This is a genomic window from Frateuria sp. Soil773, from assembly GCF_001428405.1.
Taxonomy (GTDB): domain Bacteria; phylum Pseudomonadota; class Gammaproteobacteria; order Xanthomonadales; family Rhodanobacteraceae; genus LMSL01.
Window position 1 is genome coordinate 247454 of sequence record NZ_LMSL01000040.1, and the last position, 23205, is coordinate 270658.

General features: G+C 69.9%; 20 protein-coding genes. 7 read left to right on the forward strand and 13 right to left on the reverse strand.

Features of this window, described 5'->3' with window-relative positions:
* Positions 1 to 87: 87 nt before the first annotated feature.
* The 4 genes from ASG87_RS15255 to ndk form a co-directional block, all read right to left on the reverse strand.
* Positions 88 to 1068 carry a helix-turn-helix domain-containing protein gene (locus tag ASG87_RS15255; RefSeq protein ID WP_082583022.1) on the reverse strand — a complete coding sequence of 327 codons (981 nt, stop codon included), beginning with the start codon at positions 1066 to 1068 and terminating at the stop codon, positions 88 to 90.
* Entirely contained in the window at positions 1065 to 1853 is a 789-nt protein-coding gene (gene pilW / locus ASG87_RS15260; RefSeq protein WP_056007026.1) for a type IV pilus biogenesis/stability protein PilW, read from the reverse strand. The genes ASG87_RS15255 and pilW overlap by 4 nt, the downstream gene beginning before the upstream one ends.
* Positions 1843 to 2994, reverse strand: a complete 1152-nt coding sequence (gene rlmN, locus ASG87_RS15265) for a 23S rRNA (adenine(2503)-C(2))-methyltransferase RlmN (protein WP_056007029.1) — start codon at positions 2992 to 2994, stop codon at positions 1843 to 1845. Before rlmN ends, pilW begins: the two co-directional genes overlap by 11 nt.
* 67 nt (positions 2995 to 3061) lie before the next feature.
* Positions 3062 to 3487: a nucleoside-diphosphate kinase gene (gene ndk, locus ASG87_RS15270; RefSeq protein WP_056007032.1), complete on the reverse strand. Its 426-nt coding sequence runs from the start codon at positions 3485 to 3487 to the stop codon at positions 3062 to 3064.
* A 227-nt stretch (positions 3488 to 3714) separates the two neighbouring features.
* On the opposite strand from ndk, the gene ASG87_RS15275 reads away from it, so the two are divergent.
* The 3 genes from ASG87_RS15275 (at position 3715) to ASG87_RS15285 (ending at position 8198) form a co-directional block, all read left to right on the forward strand.
* Positions 3715 to 4329 (forward strand): TetR/AcrR family transcriptional regulator, encoded by a 615-nt coding sequence (locus ASG87_RS15275; protein ID WP_056007035.1) that lies wholly within the window; start codon positions 3715 to 3717, stop codon positions 4327 to 4329.
* 73 nt (positions 4330 to 4402) lie between these two features.
* Entirely contained in the window at positions 4403 to 6790 is a 2388-nt protein-coding gene (locus tag ASG87_RS15280; protein ID WP_056007038.1) for a 3-hydroxyacyl-CoA dehydrogenase/enoyl-CoA hydratase family protein, read from the forward strand.
* A 202-nt stretch (positions 6791 to 6992) separates the two neighbouring features.
* The gene (locus tag ASG87_RS15285) at positions 6993 to 8198 is read left to right on the forward strand and encodes an acetyl-CoA C-acyltransferase (protein WP_056007041.1); all 1206 of its coding nucleotides are present in this window, start codon (positions 6993 to 6995) and stop codon (positions 8196 to 8198) included.
* Between the two features lie 154 nt (positions 8199 to 8352).
* Here the strand turns inward: ASG87_RS15285 and ASG87_RS15290 are convergent, their stop codons facing one another.
* The 3 genes from ASG87_RS15290 to ASG87_RS15300 form a co-directional block, all read right to left on the reverse strand.
* Entirely contained in the window at positions 8353 to 8748 is a 396-nt protein-coding gene (locus ASG87_RS15290) for a carboxypeptidase-like regulatory domain-containing protein (RefSeq protein WP_082583023.1), read from the reverse strand.
* A gap of 412 nt (positions 8749 to 9160) precedes the next feature.
* Positions 9161 to 11176, reverse strand: a complete 2016-nt coding sequence (locus ASG87_RS15295) for a DNA translocase FtsK (protein ID WP_326937903.1) — start codon at positions 11174 to 11176, stop codon at positions 9161 to 9163.
* 328 nt (positions 11177 to 11504) lie between these two features.
* Positions 11505 to 11963, reverse strand: coding sequence for a GNAT family N-acetyltransferase (locus tag ASG87_RS15300; protein WP_056007044.1), 459 nt, complete (start codon positions 11961 to 11963; stop codon positions 11505 to 11507).
* 116 nt (positions 11964 to 12079) lie between these two features.
* Between ASG87_RS15300 and ASG87_RS15305 the strand changes: the two genes are divergently transcribed.
* The 4 genes from ASG87_RS15305 to ASG87_RS15320 all read left to right on the forward strand — a co-directional run bounded on the left by ASG87_RS15305 (position 12080) and on the right by ASG87_RS15320 (position 14374).
* Positions 12080 to 12463, forward strand: coding sequence for a DUF202 domain-containing protein (locus tag ASG87_RS15305; RefSeq protein WP_056007047.1), 384 nt, complete (start codon positions 12080 to 12082; stop codon positions 12461 to 12463).
* A gap of 135 nt (positions 12464 to 12598) precedes the next feature.
* Positions 12599 to 13102 carry a cupin domain-containing protein gene (locus ASG87_RS15310; protein WP_056007048.1) on the forward strand — a complete coding sequence of 168 codons (504 nt, stop codon included), beginning with the start codon at positions 12599 to 12601 and terminating at the stop codon, positions 13100 to 13102.
* A 121-nt stretch (positions 13103 to 13223) separates the two neighbouring features.
* Positions 13224 to 13640 (forward strand): PepSY domain-containing protein, encoded by a 417-nt coding sequence (locus ASG87_RS15315; RefSeq protein ID WP_056007381.1) that lies wholly within the window; start codon positions 13224 to 13226, stop codon positions 13638 to 13640.
* Between the two features lie 266 nt (positions 13641 to 13906).
* Complete coding sequence (locus ASG87_RS15320) at positions 13907 to 14374, forward strand: DUF3574 domain-containing protein (protein WP_200949129.1); 468 nt, start codon at positions 13907 to 13909, stop codon at positions 14372 to 14374.
* Positions 14375 to 14386: 12 nt separating this feature from the next.
* Here ASG87_RS15320 and ASG87_RS15325 read toward each other — a convergent pair whose 3' ends face one another.
* The 6 genes from ASG87_RS15325 to ASG87_RS15350 all read right to left on the reverse strand — a co-directional run bounded on the left by ASG87_RS15325 (position 14387) and on the right by ASG87_RS15350 (position 23061).
* Positions 14387 to 17515, reverse strand: a complete 3129-nt coding sequence (locus ASG87_RS15325; protein ID WP_056007388.1) for a CusA/CzcA family heavy metal efflux RND transporter — start codon at positions 17513 to 17515, stop codon at positions 14387 to 14389.
* Positions 17515 to 18612, reverse strand: a complete 1098-nt coding sequence (locus ASG87_RS15330) for an efflux RND transporter periplasmic adaptor subunit (RefSeq protein WP_056007051.1) — start codon at positions 18610 to 18612, stop codon at positions 17515 to 17517. Before ASG87_RS15330 ends, ASG87_RS15325 begins: the two co-directional genes overlap by 1 nt.
* On the reverse strand, positions 18609 to 19883 hold the full coding sequence (locus tag ASG87_RS15335; protein WP_082583025.1) for a TolC family protein: 1275 nt from the start codon (positions 19881 to 19883) through the stop codon (positions 18609 to 18611). The genes ASG87_RS15330 and ASG87_RS15335 overlap by 4 nt, the downstream gene beginning before the upstream one ends.
* Before the next feature lie 73 nt (positions 19884 to 19956).
* Positions 19957 to 20340: a hypothetical protein gene (locus tag ASG87_RS15340; RefSeq protein ID WP_056007054.1), complete on the reverse strand. Its 384-nt coding sequence runs from the start codon at positions 20338 to 20340 to the stop codon at positions 19957 to 19959.
* Between the two features lie 120 nt (positions 20341 to 20460).
* Entirely contained in the window at positions 20461 to 21528 is a 1068-nt protein-coding gene (gene rsgA / locus ASG87_RS15345) for a ribosome small subunit-dependent GTPase A (RefSeq protein ID WP_056007055.1), read from the reverse strand.
* 261 nt (positions 21529 to 21789) lie between these two features.
* Positions 21790 to 23061 (reverse strand): NAD(P)/FAD-dependent oxidoreductase, encoded by a 1272-nt coding sequence (locus ASG87_RS15350; protein WP_056007059.1) that lies wholly within the window; start codon positions 23059 to 23061, stop codon positions 21790 to 21792.
* Positions 23062 to 23205: the final 144 nt, after the last annotated feature.

Consider the following 23205-nt stretch of genomic DNA (forward strand, 5'->3'; position numbering starts at 1 on the left):
AGGGAAAACAGCTCCTGTCCACGGGCGGGCCGCGGACAATGGGCAAGCATAACCGAAATGCGCCGCCCGGCGACGGGCGGCGCGGCATCAGGTACCGGCGGGCGCGGCCTTGCCGTCCTGGATGGCGACGCGGAAATGCGCGACGTTGGCGCGGCGGTAGCCGTCCAGCGCCACCGGCTGGCCGTCCACGCTGACCTGCGCGCCGCTGGCGTTGCCGATGCGCACCTCCAGCGGCTGGTCGCTGTGGTAGACCTTGCTGCTGCCGGCCGGCAGCAGGCCGTACTCCAGGCGCGAACCGTCGGTGGCGGTGACCTCGACCCAGCTCGCATGGGTCAGGTCGAGGCTGAGGCTGTGCTTGCCGCTGCCGGTATCGGCCGGCGGCGCCACCGGCCTGGCCGGCTGCAGGTTGTCGCTGCTCAGGTTGGGCACCATCGAGGCGAGCAGCGGCTGATCGTCGTCCGGAGCGGCCACCTGCGGCGGCGGCATCTGCACGCGGGCGACCTGGGTGCCGGCGGCGCTGGCGCTGTGCGCAGGCACGTCCTGCTGCGCCACCGGGGCGGCGTCGAGCGGGGAAAGATGGCTCATGTCGCGGTCCAGCGTGCCGCGCACGCCGAGCCAGACCATCGGCACCACGATCACCGCGGTCAGCACCACGTAGGTGGCCGCGGTGGCATACCGCTCCAGCAGGTAGCGCGAGTGCGAGATGCCGCCGGTGGCCACCAGGGTCGGCGCGTCGCGCTTGATGCGCCCCAGTTCGGCCTGGATGATGTCCTCGTCGAGCCCGAGGTGGCGCGCGTACTTGGTGATGTAGCTGCCCAGGTAGACCCCGTAGTCGAGGCTCTCGTGGGCATCGTTTTCCAACTGGCGCAGGATGCGCAGCGGCAGCTTCAGCGCATGCGCGCACGATTCGAGATCCAGCCCGCGCGCGTCGCGGGCGGCGCGCAGGCGGGTGCCGAAGCTTGCCGGCAGGATCTGGGGCGATTGATCATCCGTATTCACCGCGGCGGTGTCGAACAGATCAATCTCGCGCGAGTCGTCGCCGACCGGATTGGACTGCTGGGATGTCATGGGCTAACAGTTGCGTCGAGGGCGTGCGCCTGTTCCGAATCCGGGAACTGGCTTTGCAGTCGCCTGCCGTAATTGAGGGCCGAATCCTTGTTGCCCAGTCGGTATTCGATGTCGTGGCCGAGCTTGAGCGATGCCGCGCTGGGCTGGCCCAGGGCGTCGAACCGCTGCAGGAAAGCGCGCGCCCGGAACGCATCGTTATTCAGATAAAGCAGGTTGGCAAGCTGCAGCAGCGCCTCGCCGTTCTGCGGATCGCGCGCCAGCGCCTCGCGCAGGCTAGCCTCGGCGCCGGCGCGGTCGCCGGCGCCCAACTGGCAGACGCCGGCGTTGGTCAGGGCCACGGCGGGCGTCTGGTAGAACGGGTCGGCGACCGCCTTCGCGAAATAGGACTGCGCCTCGGCGGACTTGCCGATCTTGCACAGGAACGCGCCGAGGTTGTTGTTCGGGCCGCCCTTGGCCGGCTCCAGCGCCACCGCCCTGCGGTAGTGCTCCTCCGCTTCCGGCAGCTTGCCGATGCGCTCGTACAGCACGGCGATCACCGTGTGCGCCGGCGCGTAGTTCGGGTCGAACTGCAGCGCCTTGGTCAGCTTTTCCAGCGCCGTCTGCAGGTCGCCGTTGGCCATGTACTGCTGGCCCAGCTCGGTATGGATGCGCGCGGCGTCCTTCGCCTCGTCGCTCTTGTTGGCCTTCGGGATCTTCTCGCTCAGCGAGTCGCCGCCCGAACTGGTGGTGACGCAGCCGGCGAGCGCCAGCATCAGGCCGGCCAGCGCGATTCGATCAAGACGCATGAGCGACTCCCCCTTCCAGACGCTTGCGGAACTCGGCCTGACGGCGCGTGCGATCCAGCACCTGCCCCTTCAATTGGCCGCATGCGGCGTCGATGTCGTCGCCGCGCGTGCGGCGAAGCATGGTCAAAACGCCGGCATTGAGCAACTGGGTCTGGAACGCGCGGATGTCATCGGCGCCGGAGCGTTCGAAGCGGGTGCCCGGGAAGGGATTGAACGGGATCAGGTTGACCTTGCAGGTCGGCATCCTGCGCATCAGCTTGATCAACTGGCGCGCGTGCTCGGGCTGGTCGTTCACGCCCTTCATCAGGGTGTATTCGAAGGTGATCGAGGTGCGCGCCCGGCGGGCGAGCCAGCGCTGGCAGGCTGCCATCAGCTCGGCGATCGGGTAGCGCTTGTTGAGCGGCACCAGCTCGGTGCGCAGCTCGTCGTTGGCCGCGTGCAGCGACACCGCCAGCGACACGTCGATCGACTCGGACAGCTTGTCGATCATCGGCACCAGGCCGGCGGTGGACAGCGTGACGCGCTTGGAGGCCAGGCCGAAGCCCAGGTCGTCGCGCATCAGGCTCATCGCCTTGACCACGTTGTCGAAGTTCAGCAGCGGCTCGCCCATGCCCATCATCACCACGTTGGTGATGCGGCGGTTCTGGTGGGTGACGTTGCCCAGGTACTTCGCCGCCACCCACATCTGGCCGATCACCTCGGCGGTGGACAGGTTGCGGTTGAAGCCCTGCGTGGCGGTGGAGCAGAACTGGCAGTTGAGGCCGCAGCCGATCTGCGAGGACACGCACAGGGTGCCGCGCGTGGGCTCGGGGATGTAGACCGCCTCGACGGCGCTGCCGCCGTCCATGCCGAGCAGCCACTTGTGGGTGCCGTCCTGGGCCGCCTTCTCGAAGAGGGTCTTCGGCGGGCCGACGTAGCAGGTGGCCTCGAGCTTGGCGCGCAGCGCCTTGCCCACGTCGGTCATCTTGCCGAAATCGTCTTCCAGGTGATGGTAGATCCACTTCATCACCTGCTCGGCGCGGTACGGCTTCTCGCCGATCTGCGTGAAGAAATCGCGCAGGCCCTGGCGATCGAAATCGAGCAGGTTGACCTTGCCGGCGGCGCCGGTCGGATCGGATGGAATGGCGACTACCTGGTTCATGTTCTGGAGAATGCGGCCGCGCGGCGGCCGCTTCCTGTTCCTCGCGCCGTCGGGCGCATCGGGTGGATTACCGCGGGAGCACGTCCGTCTCGGCGAAGAAGTAGGCGATCTCCACCTTGGCGGTCTCGGCGGCGTCGGAGCCGTGCACCGCGTTGGCGTCGATCGACTCGGCGAAGTCGGCGCGGATCGTGCCCGGCGCGGCTTCCTTCGGGTTGGTGGCGCCCATCAGGTCGCGGTGGGCCAGCACGGCGTTCTCGCCCTGCAGCACGGTGATCATCACCGGGCCGGAGATCATGAACTCGACCAGCGCATTGAAGAACGGACGCTCGCGGTGCACCGCGTAGAAGCCCTCGGCCTCCTTGCGGGACAACTGCTTCATCTTCGCTGCAACGATCTTCAGGCCCGCCTTTTCGAAGCGGGCATAGATTTCGCCGATCACGTTCTTGGCAACGGCGTCGGGCTTGATAATGGAAAGGGTGCGCTCCAGCGCCATGGGTCTGCTCCGGAAAAACGGGTATCTGAGTGGGCGGGCCGGCCTCGTGCCGACGCAATGTAGGGCCAAATCCGACACGGAATGCGGATTTAGCGCACGAAAGTTTGACAGATTCTAACTGATTCGCAAGCCACCCGCCGTTTGTTGGAAACGATCGTTTGACGCCCCGGAAGCGTCGCGCGTATGCTCAAACGATCGTTTGATTCCAGCCTCCGGGGTCGCCCGCCTTGAACAGTTCCGTCTCCACCAAGGAACGCATCCTCACCGCTGCCGAGGTGCTGTTCGCCCAGCGCGGCTTCGACGGCGGCTCGCTGCGCCAGCTCACCGCCGCCGCCGGCGTCAACCTGGCCGCGGTCAACTACCACTTCGGCTCCAAGGACCGGCTGGTCGAGGAAGTGTTCCGCCGCCGGCTCGACGCCCTCAACGCGCAGCGCCTCGCCGCGCTGGCCAAGGTGGCCGGCCGGCCCGACACCACCCTGGAAGACGTGCTGGCCGCCTTCATCCGGCCGGCGCTGGAGCTGTCCAGCGACGGCAGCGGCTCGCTGTTCATGCGCGTGCTGGCGCGCGCCTTCGCCGAGCACGACGACAACCTGCGCCAGTTCCTGTCCGAGAACTACGGCCACGTGATGCGCCAGTTCACCGCCGAGTTCGCGCGCCTGCTGCCGCAGCTCAGCAAGGAGGAGCTGTACTGGCGCATCGACCTGGTCACAGGCGCCCTGACCCACGCCATGTCCGGCTTCGGCATGATCCAGCGCAAGAGCGACGTGCCCGAGCGCATCCACCGCGAGCAGACCGCCGCGCACCTGATCCGCTTTTCCGCCGCCGGCCTGAGCCACCCCTGATTCCGCATCGCCGGCCGGCGACGGCCGTCCTTCCCTGTCCCGCGTTTTCGAGTTCGATCCACCGGAGAAGCCAATGACCGCTGCACCGTCACCGAAGTCAGCCCTCAGCATCCGCAAGGCCGCCGTGCTGGGCGCCGGCGTCATGGGCGCGCAGATCGCCGCGCACCTGACCAATGCCGGCGTCGAGACCGTGCTGTTCGACCTGCCCGCCAAGGAAGGCCCCAAGAGCGGCATCGCGCTCAAGGCCATCGCCAACCTGGCCAAGCTGTCGCCTGCCCCGCTGGCCGACAGGAATCTCGCCAGCGCGATCATTCCGGCCAACTACGACGACGACCTCGACCATCTCAAGGACGTCGACCTGGTGATCGAGGCGATCGCCGAGCGGATGGACTGGAAGCTCGACCTCTACCGGAAGATCGCGCCGCACCTGTCGAAGACCGCGATCATCGCCTCCAACACCTCGGGCCTCTCGATCAACGGCCTGGCCGAGGCGCTGCCGGAGGAAATGCGCCACCGCTTCTCCGGCGTGCATTTCTTCAACCCGCCGCGCTACATGCACCTGGTCGAGCTGATCCCGACCCGGCTCACCGACAAGGGCGTGCTGGACGGCCTGGAAGCCTTCCTCACCACGACACTCGGAAAAGGCGTCGTGACTGCGCGGGACACCCCCAACTTCATCGGCAACCGCATCGGCGTGTTCTCGATGCTGGCCACCATGCACCACACCGAGCAGTTCAAGCTCGGCTTCGACACCGTCGACGCGCTGACCGGCCCGGCCGTGGGCCGCCCCAAGAGCGCCACCTACCGCACCGCCGACGTGGTCGGCCTGGACACCATGGCCCACGTCATCAAGACCATGGCCGACACCCTGCCCGACGACCCGTGGCACGCCTACTTCAAGGCGCCGGCGTGGCTGTCCGGCCTGATCGAGAAGGGCGCGCTGGGCCAGAAGACCGGCGCCGGCTTCTACCGCAAGGCCGGCAAGGACATCGTGGTGCTGGACGTGGCGAAGCAGGACTACCGCCCCTCCGAGCAGAAGCCGTCCGACGAGGCCGCGCAGATCCTCGCCATCAGGGACCCGGCCGAGAAGTTCGGCAAGCTGCGTGCCAGCGCCGACCCGCAGGCGCAGTTCCTGTGGGCGACCTTCCGCGACCTGTTCCATTACGCCGCCTATCACCTGGCCGACATCGCCGACACCGCGCGCGACGTGGATTTCGCGATCCGCTGGGGCTACGGCTGGAAGCTCGGCCCGTTCGAGACCTGGCAGGCCGCGGGCTGGCAGCAGGTCGCCGGCTGGATCGCCGAGGACATCGCCGCCGGCAAGGCGATGAGCAAGGCGCCCTTGCCCGCCTGGGTCACCGACGGCCGCAAGGGCGTGCACGGCAAGGACGGTTCCTGGTCGGCCGCCTCCGGCAGCTACAAGCCGCGCTCGCAGCATCCGGTCTACCGGCGCCAGTTGTTCCCCGATCCGATCCTGGGCGAGACCTTCGACCAGGGCAGCACGGTGTGGGAGAACGACGGCGTGCGCCTGTGGACGCTGGGCGACGACGCCATCGGCATCATTTCCTTCAAGACCAAGATGCATACGGTCAACGACCACGTGCTCGACGGCATCCAGCACGCCATCGGCATCGCCGAGGAGAAGCTCAAGGCCGTGGTGATCTGGCAGGACTCCGAGCCGTTCTCCGCCGGTGCCGACCTGAAGGGCGCGCTGGGCCTGCTGAAGGACGGCAAGTTCGACCAGTTCGAGGCGATGGTCGCCAACTTCCAGCGCACCAGCATGCGCATCAAGCATGCGCTGGTGCCTGTGGTGTCCGCCGTGCGCGGTTTGGCCCTGGGCGGCGGCTGCGAATTCCAGATGCACTCGGCGCGCACCGTGGCGGCGCTGGAAAGCTACATCGGCCTGGTCGAGGCCGGCGTGGGCCTGCTGCCGGCCGGCGGCGGCCTGCACGAGCTGGCCGTGCGCGCGGGCAAGGCCAATCCCGCCGACCCGTTCGAGGAACTGAAGAAGGTGTTCGAGACCGTGGCGATGGCCAAGGTCTCGCCCAGCGCGATCGAGGCGAAGAACATGGGCCTGCTGCGCGACAGCGATGTGGTGGTGTTCAACGCCTACGAGCTGCTCTACGTCGCCAAGCAGGTGGCCGGCGCATTGGCCGAGAGCGGCTACCGCCCGCCGCTGCCGGCCCGCGCGATCCCGGTCGCCGGCGACGTCGGCACCGCCACCTTCAAGGCCTCGCTGGCCAACCTGCAGGCCGGCTACTTCGCCTCCGGGCACGACGTGGACATCGCCGCGCGCATCGCCGACACCCTGTGCGGCGGCGCGATCGAGCGCGGCGCCACGGTGGACGAGGAGTGGCTGCTGGCGCTGGAGCGCAAGCACTTCGTGGAACTGGCGAAGACCGAGAAGACCCAGGCCCGCATCGCCCACACGATGACGACAGGCAAGCCGCTCAGGAACTGAGATTCGGGATTGGGGATTCGGGATTCGTTAGAGCAACGAATCCTGCGCCCCACGAATTCCGGAATCATTCCGACCATCACTCCACCAGATATTCGTTTTTTGAAGTGCCGGGCCAGAGGCCAAGGAGATCGGGATTGCGTCGAACTGCTCTGACGAATCCCGAATCCCCAATCCCGAATCCCGGCTTTCGGAGAAAGCCAAAATGACCAAGCAAGTGCAAGACGCCTACATCGTCGCCGCCACCCGTACCCCGGTCGGCAAGGCGCCGCGCGGCGTGTTCCGCAATACCCGCCCGGACGACATGCTCGCCCACGTGATCCGCGCCGTGATGGCGCAGGCGCCGGGCGTCGATCCGCACCGCATCGGCGACGCCATCATCGGCTGCGCCATGCCCGAGGCCGAGCAGGGCATGAACGTGGCGCGCATCGGCGTGCTGCTGGCCGGCCTGCCCGACACCGTGCCCGGCGTCACCATCAACCGCTTCTGCTCGTCCGGCCTGCAGGCCGTGGCGATGGCCGCCGACCGCATCCGCCTGGGCGAGGAAGACCTGATGCTCGCCGGCGGCACCGAGAGCATGAGCATGGTGCCGATGATGGGCCACAAGATCGCCATGAACCCGGCGATCTTCAAGGACGAGAACATCGGCATCGCCTACGGCATGGGCATCACCGCCGAGAACGTCGCCAAGGAATGGAAGATCAGCCGCGAGGCGCAGGACGCCTTCTCGGTGGAAAGCCACCGCCGCGCCCTCGCTGCCCAGGCCGCCGGCGAGTTCGACGACGAGATCAGCCCGTTCGCGCTGGACGACCACTACCCCGACCTGGCTACCCGCAAGATCGTCACCGACAGCCGCACCATCCGCGCCGACGAAGGCCCGCGCGCCGGCACCACGCTGGAAGTGCTGTCCAAGCTCAAGACCGTGTTCCGCAACGGCCAGTTCGGCGGCACCGTCACCGCCGGCAACTCCTCGCAGATGTCCGACGGCGCCGGCGCCGTGCTGCTCGCCAGCGAAAAGGCGATCAAGGAATACAACCTGCAGCCGCTGGCCCGCTTCGTCGGCTTCTCCGTCGCCGGCGTGCGCCCGGAGATCATGGGCATCGGCCCGAAAGAAGCGATCCCCAAGGCACTCAAGCAGACCGGCATCGCCCAGGACCGGCTCGACTGGATCGAACTCAACGAAGCCTTCGCCGCCCAGGCGCTGGCCGTGATCGGCGACCTCAAGCTCGATCCGGCCAAGGTCAACCCGCTCGGCGGCGCCATCGCGCTGGGCCATCCGCTGGGCGCCACCGGCGCGATCCGCGTCGCCACCTTGCTCCACGGCCTGCGCCGCCGGAAGCAGAAGTACGGCATGGTGACGATGTGCATCGGCACCGGCATGGGCGCTGCCGGGATCTTCGAGGCGCTCTGACGCCTGTACCGGTGCCCGATTCCGCGGATCGTGCGCCGGCTCCCGGATAGACGAAAGCCCGGTGCGCCAAGGCACCGGGCTTTCGATGGTTGCCCGCCATGCATCCCGGCGGGCGGCAATGGCCTTGAAGGCTCATTGCCACGCCGGTAGCCGCTTATCCGTTGCTGGGACCCTTGCACTGGTCATTGGCGCAATCGAAGTCGAGCTTGAAGCCGCGCCCCACGATGATCTGGACGCCGTTCTTCTGGCTGACGACGTGGCCGTCCAGTTCCAGTTCCACCGTGTAGATGCCTACCGGCAACGCGCCGATGGTGTAGCGCCCCTTGGCATCCACCGAGACGTGGCGCTGGGCACCGGTCGTGTTGTGCGCCGAGACGGTCGCACCCACCGGCGCCTTGCCGAAGATGCTGCCCGCCGTGGCTTGCGCGTGGGCCGCGGTGGAGCCCGCCAGGCCAAAGACACCGACGGCAGCCGCGATCGCCAGGCTTCCCAGGATCGAGCCGAGATGGCGCCGGGAATGATTGTTCGAAAGAGAGCCGTTGTTGCTCATGGTGATTTTCCTGATTCCATTGTGGGGACTGTGGGGACACGAACCACCCGGAAACCGGGCAGTTGCGTGGTAAAGCGTTTGAACAACCTCGCCTGGCTGCGCTGGCAGGCAGGCGGGTAGCTGCTGGGGACGGCAGCTACCGGCGACCTCCACCCGTTCACCACGGGCCGGCCGGTCGCGCGCAGCGTACGCCGGTGACCGGCCTGCGTCGAAGGGTCAAAGGTCATGGCTACCTTCGGCACGGGTGGCGGCGACATGCCAGCGGCACCAGACCCGGCGAAAAGCCATCCGTGGGAGGTCTGCCGGACGGCTATCCGTCCTCCGTTTTCGCCATCCAGGTCATCGCCATGGAGGCGGCAACGGGTTCGCGGGAGCGCAAGGTACGCGCTTCCGTCATCGGCGCCCCCGATGTCTACAAGCCGTCGTCCGGACCGGGCGCCAGCACCTCGCGCACGCCGTTGTGCCCCATCGCCGATACCAGCCCCGCCGCTTCCATGCTCTCGACCAGCCGCGCGGCGCGGTTGTAGCCGATGCGCAACTGCCGCTGCACGGACGAGATCGAGGCGCGGCGGCTGCGCAGCACGAAGGCGACGGCCTCGTCGTAGAGCGGGTCGAGTTCGGCGTCGCCATGCTCGTCGCCGAACAGGTCGGCGGCTTCCGATGCGGGGCCGGCGAGGATGTCCTCGCGGTAGGCCGGCGCGCCGTGGCGCTTGAGGTGCGCGACCACGCGGTGCACGTCCTCGTCGGAGACGAAGGCGCCGTGCACGCGCTGCGGGTAGCCGGTGCCGGGCGGCAGGAACAGCATGTCGCCCTGCCCCAGCAGCGATTCGGCGCCCATCTGGTCGAGGATGGTGCGCGAGTCGATCTTGGAGGAAACCTGGAACGCCACGCGGGTGGGGATGTTGGCCTTGATGAGGCCGGTGATGACGTCGACCGACGGTCGCTGCGTGGCGAGGATCAGGTGGATGCCGGCGGCGCGCGCCTTCTGCGCCAGCCGCGCGATCAGTTCCTCGATCTTCTTGCCGGCCACCATCATCAGGTCGGCCAGCTCGTCGATCACCACCACGATCAGCGGCAGCGTGTCGAGCGGCTCCGGCGCCGCGCCGGGCTCGGTCGCCGGCTTGTGCAGCGGCGTGCCGGCCGCGCGGGCGTCGCGGATCTTCTGGTTGTAGCCGGCGAGGTTGCGCACGCGCAGTTCCGACATCGCGCGGTAGCGCTCCTCCATCTCGGCCACGCACCAGTTGAGCGCGTTGGCGGCGAGCTTCATGTCGGTGACCACCGGCGCGAGCAGGTGCGGGATGCCCTCGTAGATCGACAGCTCCAGCATCTTCGGGTCGATCATGATCAGGCGCACGTCGTCGGGCGTGGCGCGGTAGAGCATCGACAGGATCATCGCGTTCACCGCCACCGACTTGCCCGAGCCGGTGGTGCCGGCGACCAGCATGTGCGGCGCGCGCGCCAGGTCGGTGACCACCGGTTCGCCGGTGATGTCCTTGCCCATCGCCAGCGCCAGCGGCGAGTCGTGTCCGCGGTAGGCGTCGGAGCGGAAGATGTCGGCCAGGCCGATCGTCTGCCGCTGCTCGTTGGGCAGCTCCAGGCCCATGCAGGTCTTGCCGGGAATCGTCTCGACCACGCGGATCGAGGTACGGCCCAGGCCGCGGGCCAGGTCCTTCATCAGCGCGACGATCTGGTTGCCGCGCACGCCCACGGCGGGCTCCACTTCGTAGCGGGTGATGACCGGACCGGCCGAGGCGCCGACCACGGTCACCGGCACCTTGAACTCGCGCAGGCGCTGCTCGATCAGCACCCCGGTCTCCGCCAGCGATTCGGCCGAGGCCACGTCGCCGGTATCGGAGCGGGTCAGCAGCAGGTCCAGCGGCGGCAGCTCGAAGTTGCGCGGGGCAGCCTGCGCCGGCTCGGCCACGGCCGGCCGGCTGGGCGGGGCGAGTGCCGCACGCGCCGCGGGTGCGCCATCGTCGTTCGAGGCGCTGCGCAGGGTGGACGGCAGCACGCGCACGGCGGCGCCTGCGGGCTCGATGCGCACGGCGGCCGGCCCGGCCGTGGATGTGTCTTCCGCGACGGGTGCCCGGGCAGGCACGTCCGCGACCGCTTCCGTTCCTGGCAGGCGGGACCCAGACGCATCGGCGACGGCCGTGGCTTCCGCATGGTCGCTCGGCTTCGCCAGTACGGGCGGACGCATCACGATCCGCCCGGCTTCCGGCGCGCGCGCTGGCCCCGTTCCGGCCATGCCGCTCAGGGCGCGCACGATGCTGGCGGTCGACGTACCCGGCGGGCGGGTGCCGCGGCCTTCCGGCATGCCGGCCGCGACACGCTCCTGCCGCGGCGCGACCGGGCGTTGCAGCCGCCACGGCTCGGCCGGCGTCTCCATCGTGGCGATCTTCGGCGCATACGGGTTCGGCGAAGCCACCGGCTGCGCGGCACTCCGTGAAACCGTGCCGGACTTCCTGCCCTGCTGCGCCCGCCGCGCCGACGCGGGCCGGCGGACCGCGCGGCGGGTATTGCGTCCGCGATTGCGCAAGGCGCGCCACCGACGGAAAACCACGAGGCCAAGGGTCACCAGGGCCAGGGCGACAAGAACGAACGTGAACATGCGGGGATGGAGGGTTCTTCGATGCAAATGCAGGCCGACATGCTAGCGCATGCGCCATGCGGCCCGCGCCGCGCACGCCGGCCGCGGCCGGCGCGCAACGGCCCGGCTGCGCCCGTGCGGTGGCCGAAGGCAACCCGCCGCGTGCTTACTCGCCGCCGGCGCGCCGCGGCCGCCGCGCCATGTGCAGCAACGGAAACGGCCGCCCCTGGCCGTCCAGCGGCGAGCGGCCGACGACCTCGAAGCCGGCCTGCCGGTAGAAACCCAGCGCCTGGACGTTCTGCTCGTTGACGTCGAGCGCATCGGCGGCCAGCACCTCGACCGCATGGGCCAGCAAGGCCCTGCCGATGCCCCGGCCGCGGCTGGCCGGATCGACGAAGAGCATCTCGACCTTGCCGCCGGCCACGCCCACGAAACCGCGCACGCGGCCCGACTCGTCGCGGCAGGCGCGCAGCGTCACCGCGGGGAGGCCGTCGTGCAGGACCAGGGGCCGCAGCGCGGCGATGTCCGCCTCGTCGAGAAAGTCGTGGGTGGCGCGCACCGAGGCTTCCCACAGCGCGGCCAGTGCCTCGTATTCGCCGGGGTCGACGGTGGTGATCCGGTTCATGGGCATCCTGGCGTCCAGTGCGGCGGACCGCACATGATCGCGCAAGCGGCGCCCCGTGGCATGCGGGCAAGCCGCTTCACTTGCCCTGGACGCCGGGTGCGGCATGGATGCATCCCATGATCCCGCACTTCAGCGACCACGCCGCCAACGAACGCACCTATCTCGCCTGGGTGCGCACGGCGATCGCGGTGATGGCGTTCGGCTTCCTGCTGGAGCGGTTCGACATCTTCCTGTCCTATGCCGCCCGCGCCGCCGGCCATTCGATCCCCGGCCTGCACGTGCGCGCTTCCGAATGGCTGGGCCTGCTGCTGTTGCTGTTCGGGGCGCTGGTGGTGCTGCTCGCCACCGTGCGCTTCAACCGGAACCGCAAGCTGATCGACAGCGAGCAGGTCCATGCCTACGGCGGCACCTTGCTGGAACGCGTGATGGCGCCGCTGCTGATCGTCATGGCCGGCTTCCTGGCGGTATACGTGGCGCGGCAGCTCGTCGCGCTGGGATAGCCCACCGGCGCGCCCGTCCCGGTAGCGGAGGCGCCGCAGCCATTGATCCGCCCCGGAAAACGGCAGTCCCCTGGCGACGCGTTGTACCCTCGCCCGCCTCCGCGGCGGAACATGCCGATCGACGCAGGAAACCCGATGACCGAGCAAGCCCGCGCACTGGCCGACCGGCTGATCCGCAACTTCAACGACGCCGCGCTCGAGCACCATGTGCGCGACCCGCTCTACGAGACCCTGTGCGCCCGCCTGGCGCCGGGAACGGCGGCATGCAAGCTGGGCGCCTCGATCGATACCGTCGCGCCCGGCAAGCGTTCGTGCCCGTACCACTTCCACTACGCGCAGGAGGAGATGTTCATCGTGCTGGAGGGCCACGGGACCCTGCGCGTGGCCGGCGAGACGCTGCCGATCCGCAGCGGCGACGTGATCTTCGTCCCGCCCGGCCCCGACTACCCGCACCAGATCGTCAACACTTCCGACGCGCCGCTGAAATACCTGTCCATCGGCACGCGCGAGACGCCCGAGCTGGTCGAGTACCCCGATTCGGGCAAGTACGCGGCGATCGCCGTCCGCGACGACGCTACCCGGCTGCATGTGGTGCAGCGCAGCGAGAACAGCCTCGACTACTGGGATGCCGAGCCCTGATCCGCCGTGCACGCCTGCGGCCGCCAAGGTGAACGGACGGCGGCCATGGCAACACCGAATTCACCCGTTGCTGATCTTCGCGCGCCAACACTCCGGGCCTCGCTCCCACGAGGAAACCGCCATGAAGAACACCGCCATTCTCGCCGCCGCGCTCACCCTGGGGCTGGCCGGCGCCGCCATGGCGCAGGATGCCCTCACCGAGCGCCAGGTGCGCACCCAGCTCGAACAGCAGGGCTACACCAAGGTGCACGACCTCAAGTTCGACGACGGCATGTGGCGGGCGCATGCCCGCAGCGGCGACGGTACGCGCGTGTCCGTGCGGGTCGATCCCAGGACCGGCCAGGCTTTCCCCGACGAGCAGGTTTCCCGCCTCAGCGAGACCGACGTACGCGCCGCGCTCTCCACCGAGGGCTATACCGACGTGCACGACGTCGGCTTCAAGCACGGCGTCTGGCACGCCAAGGCGGACGACCGGGCCGGCAAGCGCGTGAAGCTGCAGATCGATCCGGAGACGGGCAAGATCATCGGCACCGATTGAGCCCTGCCCACACCTTGCAACTTCAGCATTGCCCGCACGGAATCTGCGAGCGCCGGTTCAGGGCAATCGCCCGACTGCCGCGCCAGGCTCCTTGCCAGACCCAGGCAAGCCGATCCACGGTGGACGAAGACGCACCGCCGGCTGGGCATGACGAGCCCCGAACCACGGCCACCGGCCGGCACATGCCGGTCCGGTGGCCGTACCTGGATACCCGGCCCGCGCCCGGTTCGGCCATCATGGCGATCCCCCATCAGCAGAGACCGGCCATGCGTATCGCCGCATCGTTGCAGGCACGCGCCGGCGGCTTCGTCCGCCGCGCCATGCCGCGGCGGCCCGGCCGCGCGGCGATAGCCGCCCTGCCTCTGCTGCTGGCCGCATGCGCAAGCCTGCCCAACGGCGCCTGCGGGCCCGGCATGCACGGTGCCGTGCGCGACGAACTGTACTTCGGCACCGCGATGCCGCAGGGACAGGTATCGCCCGGCGACTGGGACCGCTTCCTGCGCGACACGGTGACGCCCCGCTTCCCGCAGGGTCTCACCGTATCCGCCGCTTCCGGCCAATGGCGCGGCGCCGACGGCGGGATCGTGCGCGAACCGGCCTACGCGGTCACCCTGGTCCATCCCGACGACGACGCCAGCGAGCAGGCGGTGCGCGCGATCGCCGGCGCCTACAAGGCGCGCTTCGCGCAGGAGGCGGTGCTGCGCGTGCGCTCGCCTGCCTGCGCCTCCTTCTGAACGCCATGCGCGTCATGGCGTGCGAACCGCCGCACGCCGGGCCGCACGCTGCTCGATCCAGTCGTACAGCACCGGCAGCAGCACCAGGGTCAGCAGGGTCGAGCTGATCAGGCCGCCGACCACCACGGTGGCGAGCGGGCGCTGGGTTTCCGCGCCCACGCCGCTGGACAGCAGCATCGGCACCAGGCCCAGGATCGCCACGCTGGCGGTCATCAGCACCGGGCGCAGGCGCAAGGCGGTGCCGCGGAGCACCGCGTCGCGCACCGCCAGCCCCATGCCGCGCTGCCCGTTGAGGAAGCTCACCAGCACGATGCCGTTGAGCATCGCCACACCGAACACCGCGATGAAGCCGATCGCCGAGGGCACCGACAGGTATTGTCCGGTGACCGCCAGCGCGACGATGCCGCCGATGGTGGCGAACGGCACGTTGGCCAGGATCAGCGCAGCGTACTTCACCGAATTGAAGGCGGTGTAGAGCAGCACGAAGATGAAGAAGATCGTCGCCGGCACGATCAGCGCCAGCCGCTTAAGCGCGCGCTGCTGGTTCTCGAACGCGCCGCCCCACTCACTGTAATAGCCCGGCGGCAGCTTCACCTGTTGCGCGATCGCGGCATTCGCCTGCTGCACGAAACCGTCGATGTCGCGTCCGCGCACGTCCATCTGGATCACGGCGTAGCGCTGCAACTGCTCGCGGCGGATGAACGAGTAGCCCTCTGCATCGCTCACCTCGGCCACCTGCGACAGCTTCACCAGTGCGCCATCCGGCGCGCGGATCGGAATGCGCCGGATCGCCGGCAGCGAGGCCTTGTCGTCATCGTCCAGCCGCACGGCGATATCGAAGCGCTTCACCCCGTCGAGCAGGCTCGTCACCGGCTCGCCGCCGATGCCGTTCTTCACCACCGTCAGCACGTCGTCGGCATTCAGGCCGTAGCGCGCCAGCGCCTCGCGGTCGACGCGGATGCGGATCTGCGGCTTGCCTAGGTTCGCCTCCAGCGCGAGGTCGGCGACGCCTGGCACGCCGGCCAGCACATCCTTGATGCGCGCGCTCAAACGGTCCAGCTCGCCCAGGTCGTCACCGTAGAGCTTCAACGCCAGGGTGGCACGCACGCCGGAGATCAGCTCCTCGATGCGCATCTGGATCGGCTGGGTGTAGCTCACCACCGCGGTCGGCAGCGCGTCGGACAGGGCCTGCTGCATCGCCTGCTCGATGCTTTCCAGCGTCTCGCCCTTGCGCCATTGCTGCTTCGGCTTGAGCGGCGTGTATACCTCCATGTAGTTCACGTCGGCGGTCTCGCCCTTCTCGGCGCGGCCGATCATCGCCAGCGTGGTCTCGACCTCGGGAAACTGCTGCTTGACCAGCGCCGATACCTGCCGCGAGATGGCGATCGATTCATCCAGCGAGGCCGAGGGAATCGAGGTGATGCGCCACATGATGGCGCCCTCCTTCAGGTTCGGCATGAACTCCTTGCCCAGGAACGGGAACAGCGCCAGGCTGCCGACCAGCGCGATGGCGGCAGCGGCGAGCACCCACCGGCGATGCGCCAGCGACCAATCCAGCACCCGGGCATAGCGGCGCTTCAGGAAGGCGACCAGGCGCGTGTCCTTCTCCTCCTTCGGCTTCAGCACCAGCGCGGCCAGTACCGGCACCAGGGTCAGCGCGAGCGCCAGCGAGCCGGCCATGGCGAAGCCGATGTTGAACGCCATCGGCTTGAACATCTTGCCTTCCAGCCCTTCGAGGCTGAACAGCGGCAGGAACACCACGATGATGATGGCGATGGCGAACGCGACCGGGTTGGCCACCTCGCGGGCCGCCGCCAGCACGGCGGCGCTGCGGTCCACCGGCAGGCCGTGCGACTTGCGCTTGGCCATGATGCGGAAGGCGTTCTCCACCATCACCACCGCGCCGTCGACCATCATGCCGATGCCGATCGCCAGCCCGGCCAGCGACATCAGGTTGGCCGAGAGCCCGGCCTGCTCCATGCAGATGAAGGCGATCAGCATCGCCAGCGGCAATGCCAGCACGACCACCAGCGCGCTGCGCAGCTCGCCGAGGAACAGGAACAGCACCAGCGCCACCAGGATCGAGCCCTCGACCAGCGCGCGCACCGCCGTGTCCACCGCCGCGTTGACCAGCCCGGTGCGCTCGTACACCGGCTTCACCGCCACGCCGGGCGGCAGCGCCTGCCTCACCGTGTCGAGCTTCGACCTGACCGCGTCGACCACGCTCTTGGCGTTCTCGCCGATGCGCGCCAGCGCCTGGCCCATCACCACTTCCCGGCCGTCGCGGGTGACCGCGCCGGTGCGCGGCGCGCCCGCCTCGACGACCGCGGCGACGTCGCGCACGTACACCGGCGTGCCGTCCTCGGTCTTCAGCACGATGCTGCCCAGGTCCTGCGCATTGCGCACCAGCCCCAGCCCGCGCACCAGGTACTGCTCGCGGCCGACGTCGACGAAGTTGCCGCCGACCTGGGCGTTGTTGGCCTGCAGCGCCGCGATCACGTCCTTGAAGCCGAGCTTGTGCGCGATCAGCTTCACCGGGTCGATGCGCACCTGGTACTGCTTCTCCTGCCCGCCCCACGAGGTGACGTCGTCGACGCCGGGCGCGGTGCGCAGGATCAGGCGGATGGTCCAGTCCTGCAACGTGCGCAGGTCCATGTCGTCCGGCGCGGCGCCCTTCGCCTCCCTCGGCTGCTCGTCGGCACGCTCCACGGTGTACCAGAACACCTGGCCCAGGCCGGAGGTGTTCGGCCCCATCTCGGGCTTGCCGTAGCCGGCAGGCAGGCGGTCGCCGACCTGCTGCAGCCGCTCGTTGACCAGTTGGCGGGCGAAGTAGATGTCCATGCCGTCGTCGAAATAGACCGACACGTAGGACAGCCCGAACAGGCTCACCGAGCGGATCTGCTCCACCTTCGGCAGGCCGGCCAGGGCCGACTCCACCGGCGTGGTCAGCAGTTGCTCGACGTCTTCGGCGGCCAGTCCGGGCGCCTCGGTGTACACGTTGACCTGCACCGGCGTGACGTCGGGGAACGCATCGATCGGCAACTGGCGCACCGCCTGGAAACCCAGGAAGCCGACCGCCGCGAAGGCGATCAGCACCAGCACCTTGTAGCGCAGGGAAAGTTCGACCAGTCGCTCCAGCATCATTCCTCTCCCAGTTGCGAACGCAGCAGCCGCGCCTTGAGCGCGAAGGCGCCCTTGCGCACGTAGCGGGCGCCGGGTTTCAGTCCGTGCGTGACGACGATCCAGCCGTCGCGCGACTCGCCGGTCTCCACCGCCGCCGGCTCGAAGCGGCCGTTGCCCTTGTCGAGGAACACGCTGGGCTGGTTCTGCAGCAGCACGACCGCCTCGGCCGGCACCGCCAGCGCCGGCGCCGCGTCGCCGATGGCGAGCCGCGCATCGACCAGTTCGCCCGGATGCAGCAGGTCGGCGCGGTTGTCCACCGCGATGCGCACCGAGACGGTGCGGGTGCGCTCGCTGGTCTGGTGCGCGCGCTGCACCACCTTGCCGGGCAGCTCGCCGCCGTGCACCAGGATGCGCGCGGCGCCGCCGGGCTTGACCCGCTCGGCGTCGGACGGCGCCAGCTGCGCCTCCACCCACACCGAGTCCTCCTGCACCAGGGTGAACAGCGTGCGGCCGGGTTCGACCCGTTCGCCGACCAGGAACGCATCGGTGGTGATGCGTCCGGCGACCGGCGCAAGCAACTCGAAACTGCCGTCCGCGGCGGCCGATCCCTTGCGCAGCAGCGCGCCGATCTGGCCGTCCGACAAGCCGTAGGCGCGCAGCTTGGCGCGGGCCTGGTCGCGCTGCACGCGGGCCTCGTTGTAGCGCCGCGCCGACACCGCCTGCGGGCCGAGCGAGGCGATCCGCCGCCAGTCTTGCTCGGCCACGATCAGCGCGCCCTGGGTCTCGGCCGCCTGCACGCTGGACAGCACCAGCAGCGGCTGGCCGGCCTTCACCACCTCGCCGAGCCTGGCCTTGCGGGAAAGCACCTGCGCCTCCACCCGGGGCGCCACCAGCACGGTCGAATACGCATCGACGACCACTTCGCCGGGCGCCTTCAGCTCCTCGGCCAGCGCCTGCGGCGCGGCCACGCCGACCGCGATGCCGGCCTCCTTGACCGCCTCGGCGTCGAGCGCCAGCGGATCGGCCGGCGCGGGTTCCTGCGCCCATGCGCCGAGCGGGATCGAAAAGCCCAGCGCGAGGCCGAGCAGGCTGCGTTTGAAGAAAGTACGGTTCATCGGGAGGTTTCCTGGGTGCGGCCGTCGAGCCAGTCGGTGAGACGGCCCGCGGCGCCGAGATAGTCGAACCAGGCCTGCCAGGCCTGGCTTTCCAGTTCCTGGCCGGACAGCGCGGTGTCCAGGCTCTGCTTGAGCTGCACGAGGTAGTCGGAGGTGCCGATCTCGCCGGCGCGCCAGAGCCTCTCCAGCAGGGCGGCACGATCCTCGAAGGCGGCCGCGCGGCCCTGGCGGAACGCGGCGGCCGCATCGCGCAGGGCGGCATAGCGCGCCTGCGCTTCCTGCAACCCGGCATGCAGCCGCTGCCGCTGTGCGCGCAGCTCGGCCGCGGCGGCCTCGGCCTCGGCGCGCGCGGCGGCGACTTCGGCACGACCGCTGTTGAGTACCGGCAAGGGGATCGCGATGATCACCCCGATCACCCGGTCGCTGAGCGGTCCGTTGCGCACGCGGCCGCCGACCAGGCCGAGCGTGGGATCGGGTATCCGCGCACGGCGCGCCACCTGCACGCCGGCATCGGCGCTCGCCTGCCGCGCGCTTGCCTGGCGCCACTCGGGCCGCTCGTCGTCAGGCAACGGGACGATGCCCGCCGGCGGCGGCATGCCGTTGTCCAGCGCCGGCAGTGGATCGACCGCGTCGCCGCCGATCGACGACAGCGTCGCGCGCGCCGCGGCCTCGTTGCCGATCAAGGCCGCCTGCTGGATCTGCGCCTCGCCCAGCGCAAGGCCGGCCAGGTCGCGTTCGGGGCTGCTGATGTCGCCGACCTTGAGCTGTTCGGCGGCCAGCGCGTCGAAACGCTGCATCAGCGCCAGCCGGCGCTGGCCCAGCGCGCGCTGGCGCGCGGCCAGCGACGCTGTCGCCCACGCTTTCAGCCAGCGCGCGGCGAGGTCCCGCCGCAGCAGTTCGTAGCCCGCCTCGCTGGCGAGCAGGTCGGCGCTCCCCTGGCTGGCGCGGGCGCGGCGCTTGCCGGAAAGATCCAGCGCCAGGCTGATTCCGGCCGTGCGCCGGTCGACGTCGGCGTTCTCCGCCTCCAGCGACAGCGACGGGTTGTACAGCGGTTGCGCGGCCGCCTGCGCGCGCGCCTGCGCGGCGGCCAGCCCGGCGCGCGCGGCCTGCACGTCCGGGCTGGCCGCCCAGACCCGGCGCACGGCGTCCTGCAACGGCGACGGTGCCTGCGCGGCGGCGGATGGGGATGGATCGGGGCGTGGCGCGGCGCTCAAGGTCGCCATGGCCAGCAGGCATGCGGCACCGAGCGATGCCGTACGTGGGACGGACATGAAATCTTCTCCTGGAAACGGTCACGGAGCGACGCGCCGCCTGCACGGCGGCTTCATCGCGGAACGGGCGTTTTCAGGCGATCGGAGGGCGCAGCAACGAGCCGGTCGCGGCCGGCGTGAAGCCCGAATGGATTTCGGGCGAGGCGAACGAGACGTCCATGTGCGCCACCGGCAGCACGAGCGCCGCCGGCAAGGCCGCCGAGTGCGCGCAGGCGCAGTGGCAGCCGCCCGCCTCGCCGAGCAGGCAGGCGTCGGCGGCATCGACGGAGGCGTCGGCCGGGGCCATCGCGACGGCGACCGTCGGCACCGCGGAGACCGCGGCGATGCGCGCCGCCGGCCTGTCGCCCAGGCAGATCGTGCCGCTGACCAGCTTGATCAACAGCACCGCCACGGCCAGTACCCACAGGCCGCGGTGGCGGCGCAGGCGGGTCAGCAGCGTGGGCGTGGAGCGAGGCATGCGGCGATGCTATCGATCCGCCCCGCTGTTAGACAATTGCATTTCGCGGACGCCATGCCGCGCACCGCGAAGGAGCGTCCCGGAGGTTCCGCGAACCTCCGGGACGCCCGTCGCGCGCGTTCAGGCGTCGCGCCCTTTGCGCTCGCGCTGCAGTTGCTGCACCTGCCGGCTCATCAGGCCGAAGCGGCGCGCATGCTCGTGGCGTTCGCGCGCCGTGTACGCCGCCTTGGCCGCTTCGCGCTGCAGCTTGCGATAGCTGGCCAGCCTGCGGGCGTCCAGCCGGCCTTCGGCGAGCGCCCGCTCGACCGCGCAGCCCGCGTCGCCCTCGTGCCTGCAATCGCGGAAGCGGCACTGCGCGGCGAACGCCTCGATGTCGTCGAACACCGCGCCCACGCCGGCCTCGACCGCGCCGATGCGCAACTCGCGCATGCCCGGCGTGTCGATCACCCAGGCGCCGGACGGCAAGGCGAACATCTCGCGCGAGGTGGTGGTGTGCCGGCCCCTGGCGTCGTCCTCGCGGATGCCGCCGGTGGCCTGCGCGGCGCGGCCCACGAGGCTGTTGGCCAGGGTCGACTTGCCCACGCCGGACGAACCGGCGAACGCCACCGTCCGTCCCTCTTCCAGCCACGGAGCCAACCGCGCGGCGGAAGCGGGCGACGTCGCATCGACGGCCACCGCGGCGACGCCGGCGGCGATCGCCTGCACGGCATCGACGTAGCCGGCGGTGTCCGCGCAGAGGTCGGCCTTGGTCAGCACGACGACCGGCTCGATGCCGGCCTCGAACGCCACCGCGAGATAGCGTTCCAGCCGCGACGGATTGAAGTCGTCGTTGCACGAGGTGACCACGAACAGGCTGTCGAGGTTGGCGGCGATCGCCTGCATGCGGTGCTCGCCGCCGGCCGCGATGCGCGCGACCAGCGACTGCCGCTCGATGATGCGGAGCACGCGCGGCGCCTCCGTTTCGAGCAGTACCCAGTCGCCCACGGTGACCGCGGGTTCGATGGCTGCGGCCACGGCGTGCGGCAGCGCGACCAGGGCCGCACCGCGGGCGGACAGCACGGACAGGCCATTGCGGTGCACGCCGACGACGCGGGCGGGATAGCCGGCCTCGAAGTCCTCGAGCGTGAGATGGCGGGCATGGCCCGGCCGCCAGCCGAGCTGGTGGAGCGTGAATGTCGGAAACGGCATGCGTGGAACCCCAGGGAAAGACGATACGCAGCGGCCGCCCTTGCGGGAAGCCGGACGAAAACGCCGGGGTCGACATGCCCAATGGCTGCGGATGCGCCGCGTCGCGGCCATCCGGAGGAAGATCAGTGCAGCGCCAGCCCGGCGGAGATGTGGGACGAAACAATCATTTCTCTTGACCTCCTTATGCGCGTCTGGGTGGATGGGGGTTCGCAGGGTAATGGCACGTGCCGCATCGCGCAAGCGTGCGAGGCGGGTTGCACGCTAGGCGTCATCATCATCGTCATTGCCCTTGCCGACGATGATCCGCGCGTTGCGCTGCCAGGTGCAGTACGACCAGGCCCAGTCGAGCATCACCACCAGGCGGTTGCGGAAACCGATCAGGAAGAAGATGTGCGCGACCAGCCAGAACCACCAGGCGAACAGGCCCGACAGGCGCATGCCGCGCACGTCGACCACCGCCGCGCCGCGGCCGATGCTGGCGAGCGAACCGTAGTCGCGGTAGCGGAAAGCGCGCGTGGTACGGCCCGCCAGGCGGTCGCCGATCGCGCCGGCGACGTGCAGGCCCATCTGCTTGGCCGCCGGGGCCTGGCCCGGCACCAGCCGGCCGTCCTGCTCGACGTGGGCGAGGTCGCCGGCCACGAACACCTCCGGATGCCCGGGCAGCGACAGGTCGGGTTCCACCAGCACGCGCCCAGCACGGTCGCACGGCGCACCCAGTTGCGCACCCAGCGACGAGGCGGCCACGCCGGCGGCCCACAGCACGGTACGCGCCTCGATGCGCTGCGCGTCCACCTGCACGCCGGCCTCGTCCACGCCGGTGACCGCGGCGCCCAGGTGCACGCGCACGCCCATGCGTTCGAGCCTGCGTTGCGCCTCGGCCGACAGCGTCGGCGGCATTGCCGCCAGCACCCTCGGCCCGGCTTCCACCAGGTGGATCTGCGCGGTGCGCGGGTCGGCTTCGCGGAACTCGTCGCGCAGGGTGTGGTGCGCGATCTCCGCCAGCGTGCCGGCCAGCTCGACGCCGGTGGGGCCGGCGCCGATCACCACGAAGCTCAGCCATGCGGCGCGGCGTGCCGGATCTGGCTCGCGCTCCGCCGCCTCGAAGGCGCTGAGGATGCGGCGGCGGATCGCCAGCGCATCGTCCATGGTCTTCATGCCGGGCGCATGACGGGCCCAGTCGTCGTGGCCGAAGTAGGCATGGCTCGATCCGGTCGCCACCAGCAGGTAGTCGTAGTCGAGCGTGCCGCCGGCCAGCGCGACGCGGCGCTGCCGCAGATCGATGCCGCGCGCCTCGTCCATGCGCACGGTGACGTTGCGCTGCCGGCGCAGGATGTGCCGCAGCGGCGCGGCGATGTCCGGCCCGGACAGGCCCGCGGTGGCCACCTGGTACAGCAGCGGCTGGAACAGGTGGTGGTTGGTGCGGTCCACCAGGGTGATGCGCACCGGCGCCGAGCGCAGCGCGCGGGTGGCCCACAGGCCGCCGAAGCCGCCGCCGAGTATCACGATGTGCGGTACGGCGCTTGGCGTGGACATGGGCTCTCCCGGACGGTGCAATCCGCGCACCTTAAGCCGCAATGGCCGAGGATGTGTAAGCAAACCGTCGATGCGGGGATCGCCTGTGCCGGAGCCATCGGCACCGCGGCGCCGCAACCGGGGTGGCCGGCCATGCGTTCCGGC

Coding starts and splice junctions, on each gene's coding strand:
- ASG87_RS15325 (WP_056007388.1), bottom strand. CDS start 17,515: ATGCTGGAGCGACTGGTCGAACTTTCCCTGCGCTACAAGGTGCTGGTG.
- ASG87_RS15290 (WP_082583023.1), bottom strand. CDS start 8,748: ATGAGCAACAACGGCTCTCTTTCGAACAATCATTCCCGGCGCCATCTC.
- ASG87_RS15320 (WP_200949129.1), top strand. CDS start 13,907: ATGCGTATCGCCGCATCGTTGCAGGCACGCGCCGGCGGCTTCGTCCGC.
- ASG87_RS15350 (WP_056007059.1), bottom strand. CDS start 23,061: ATGTCCACGCCAAGCGCCGTACCGCACATCGTGATACTCGGCGGCGGC.
- ASG87_RS15335 (WP_082583025.1), bottom strand. CDS start 19,883: ATGTCCGTCCCACGTACGGCATCGCTCGGTGCCGCATGCCTGCTGGCC.
- ASG87_RS15310 (WP_056007048.1), top strand. CDS start 12,599: ATGACCGAGCAAGCCCGCGCACTGGCCGACCGGCTGATCCGCAACTTC.
- rlmN (WP_056007029.1), bottom strand. CDS start 2,994: ATGAACCAGGTAGTCGCCATTCCATCCGATCCGACCGGCGCCGCCGGC.
- ASG87_RS15305 (WP_056007047.1), top strand. CDS start 12,080: ATGATCCCGCACTTCAGCGACCACGCCGCCAACGAACGCACCTATCTC.
- ASG87_RS15330 (WP_056007051.1), bottom strand. CDS start 18,612: ATGAACCGTACTTTCTTCAAACGCAGCCTGCTCGGCCTCGCGCTGGGC.
- ASG87_RS15280 (WP_056007038.1), top strand. CDS start 4,403: ATGACCGCTGCACCGTCACCGAAGTCAGCCCTCAGCATCCGCAAGGCC.
- ASG87_RS15300 (WP_056007044.1), bottom strand. CDS start 11,963: ATGAACCGGATCACCACCGTCGACCCCGGCGAATACGAGGCACTGGCC.
- ASG87_RS15315 (WP_056007381.1), top strand. CDS start 13,224: ATGAAGAACACCGCCATTCTCGCCGCCGCGCTCACCCTGGGGCTGGCC.
- ndk (WP_056007032.1), bottom strand. CDS start 3,487: ATGGCGCTGGAGCGCACCCTTTCCATTATCAAGCCCGACGCCGTTGCC.
- pilW (WP_056007026.1), bottom strand. CDS start 1,853: ATGCGTCTTGATCGAATCGCGCTGGCCGGCCTGATGCTGGCGCTCGCC.
- ASG87_RS15340 (WP_056007054.1), bottom strand. CDS start 20,340: ATGCCTCGCTCCACGCCCACGCTGCTGACCCGCCTGCGCCGCCACCGC.
- ASG87_RS15285 (WP_056007041.1), top strand. CDS start 6,993: ATGACCAAGCAAGTGCAAGACGCCTACATCGTCGCCGCCACCCGTACC.
- rsgA (WP_056007055.1), bottom strand. CDS start 21,528: ATGCCGTTTCCGACATTCACGCTCCACCAGCTCGGCTGGCGGCCGGGC.
- ASG87_RS15255 (WP_082583022.1), bottom strand. CDS start 1,068: ATGACATCCCAGCAGTCCAATCCGGTCGGCGACGACTCGCGCGAGATT.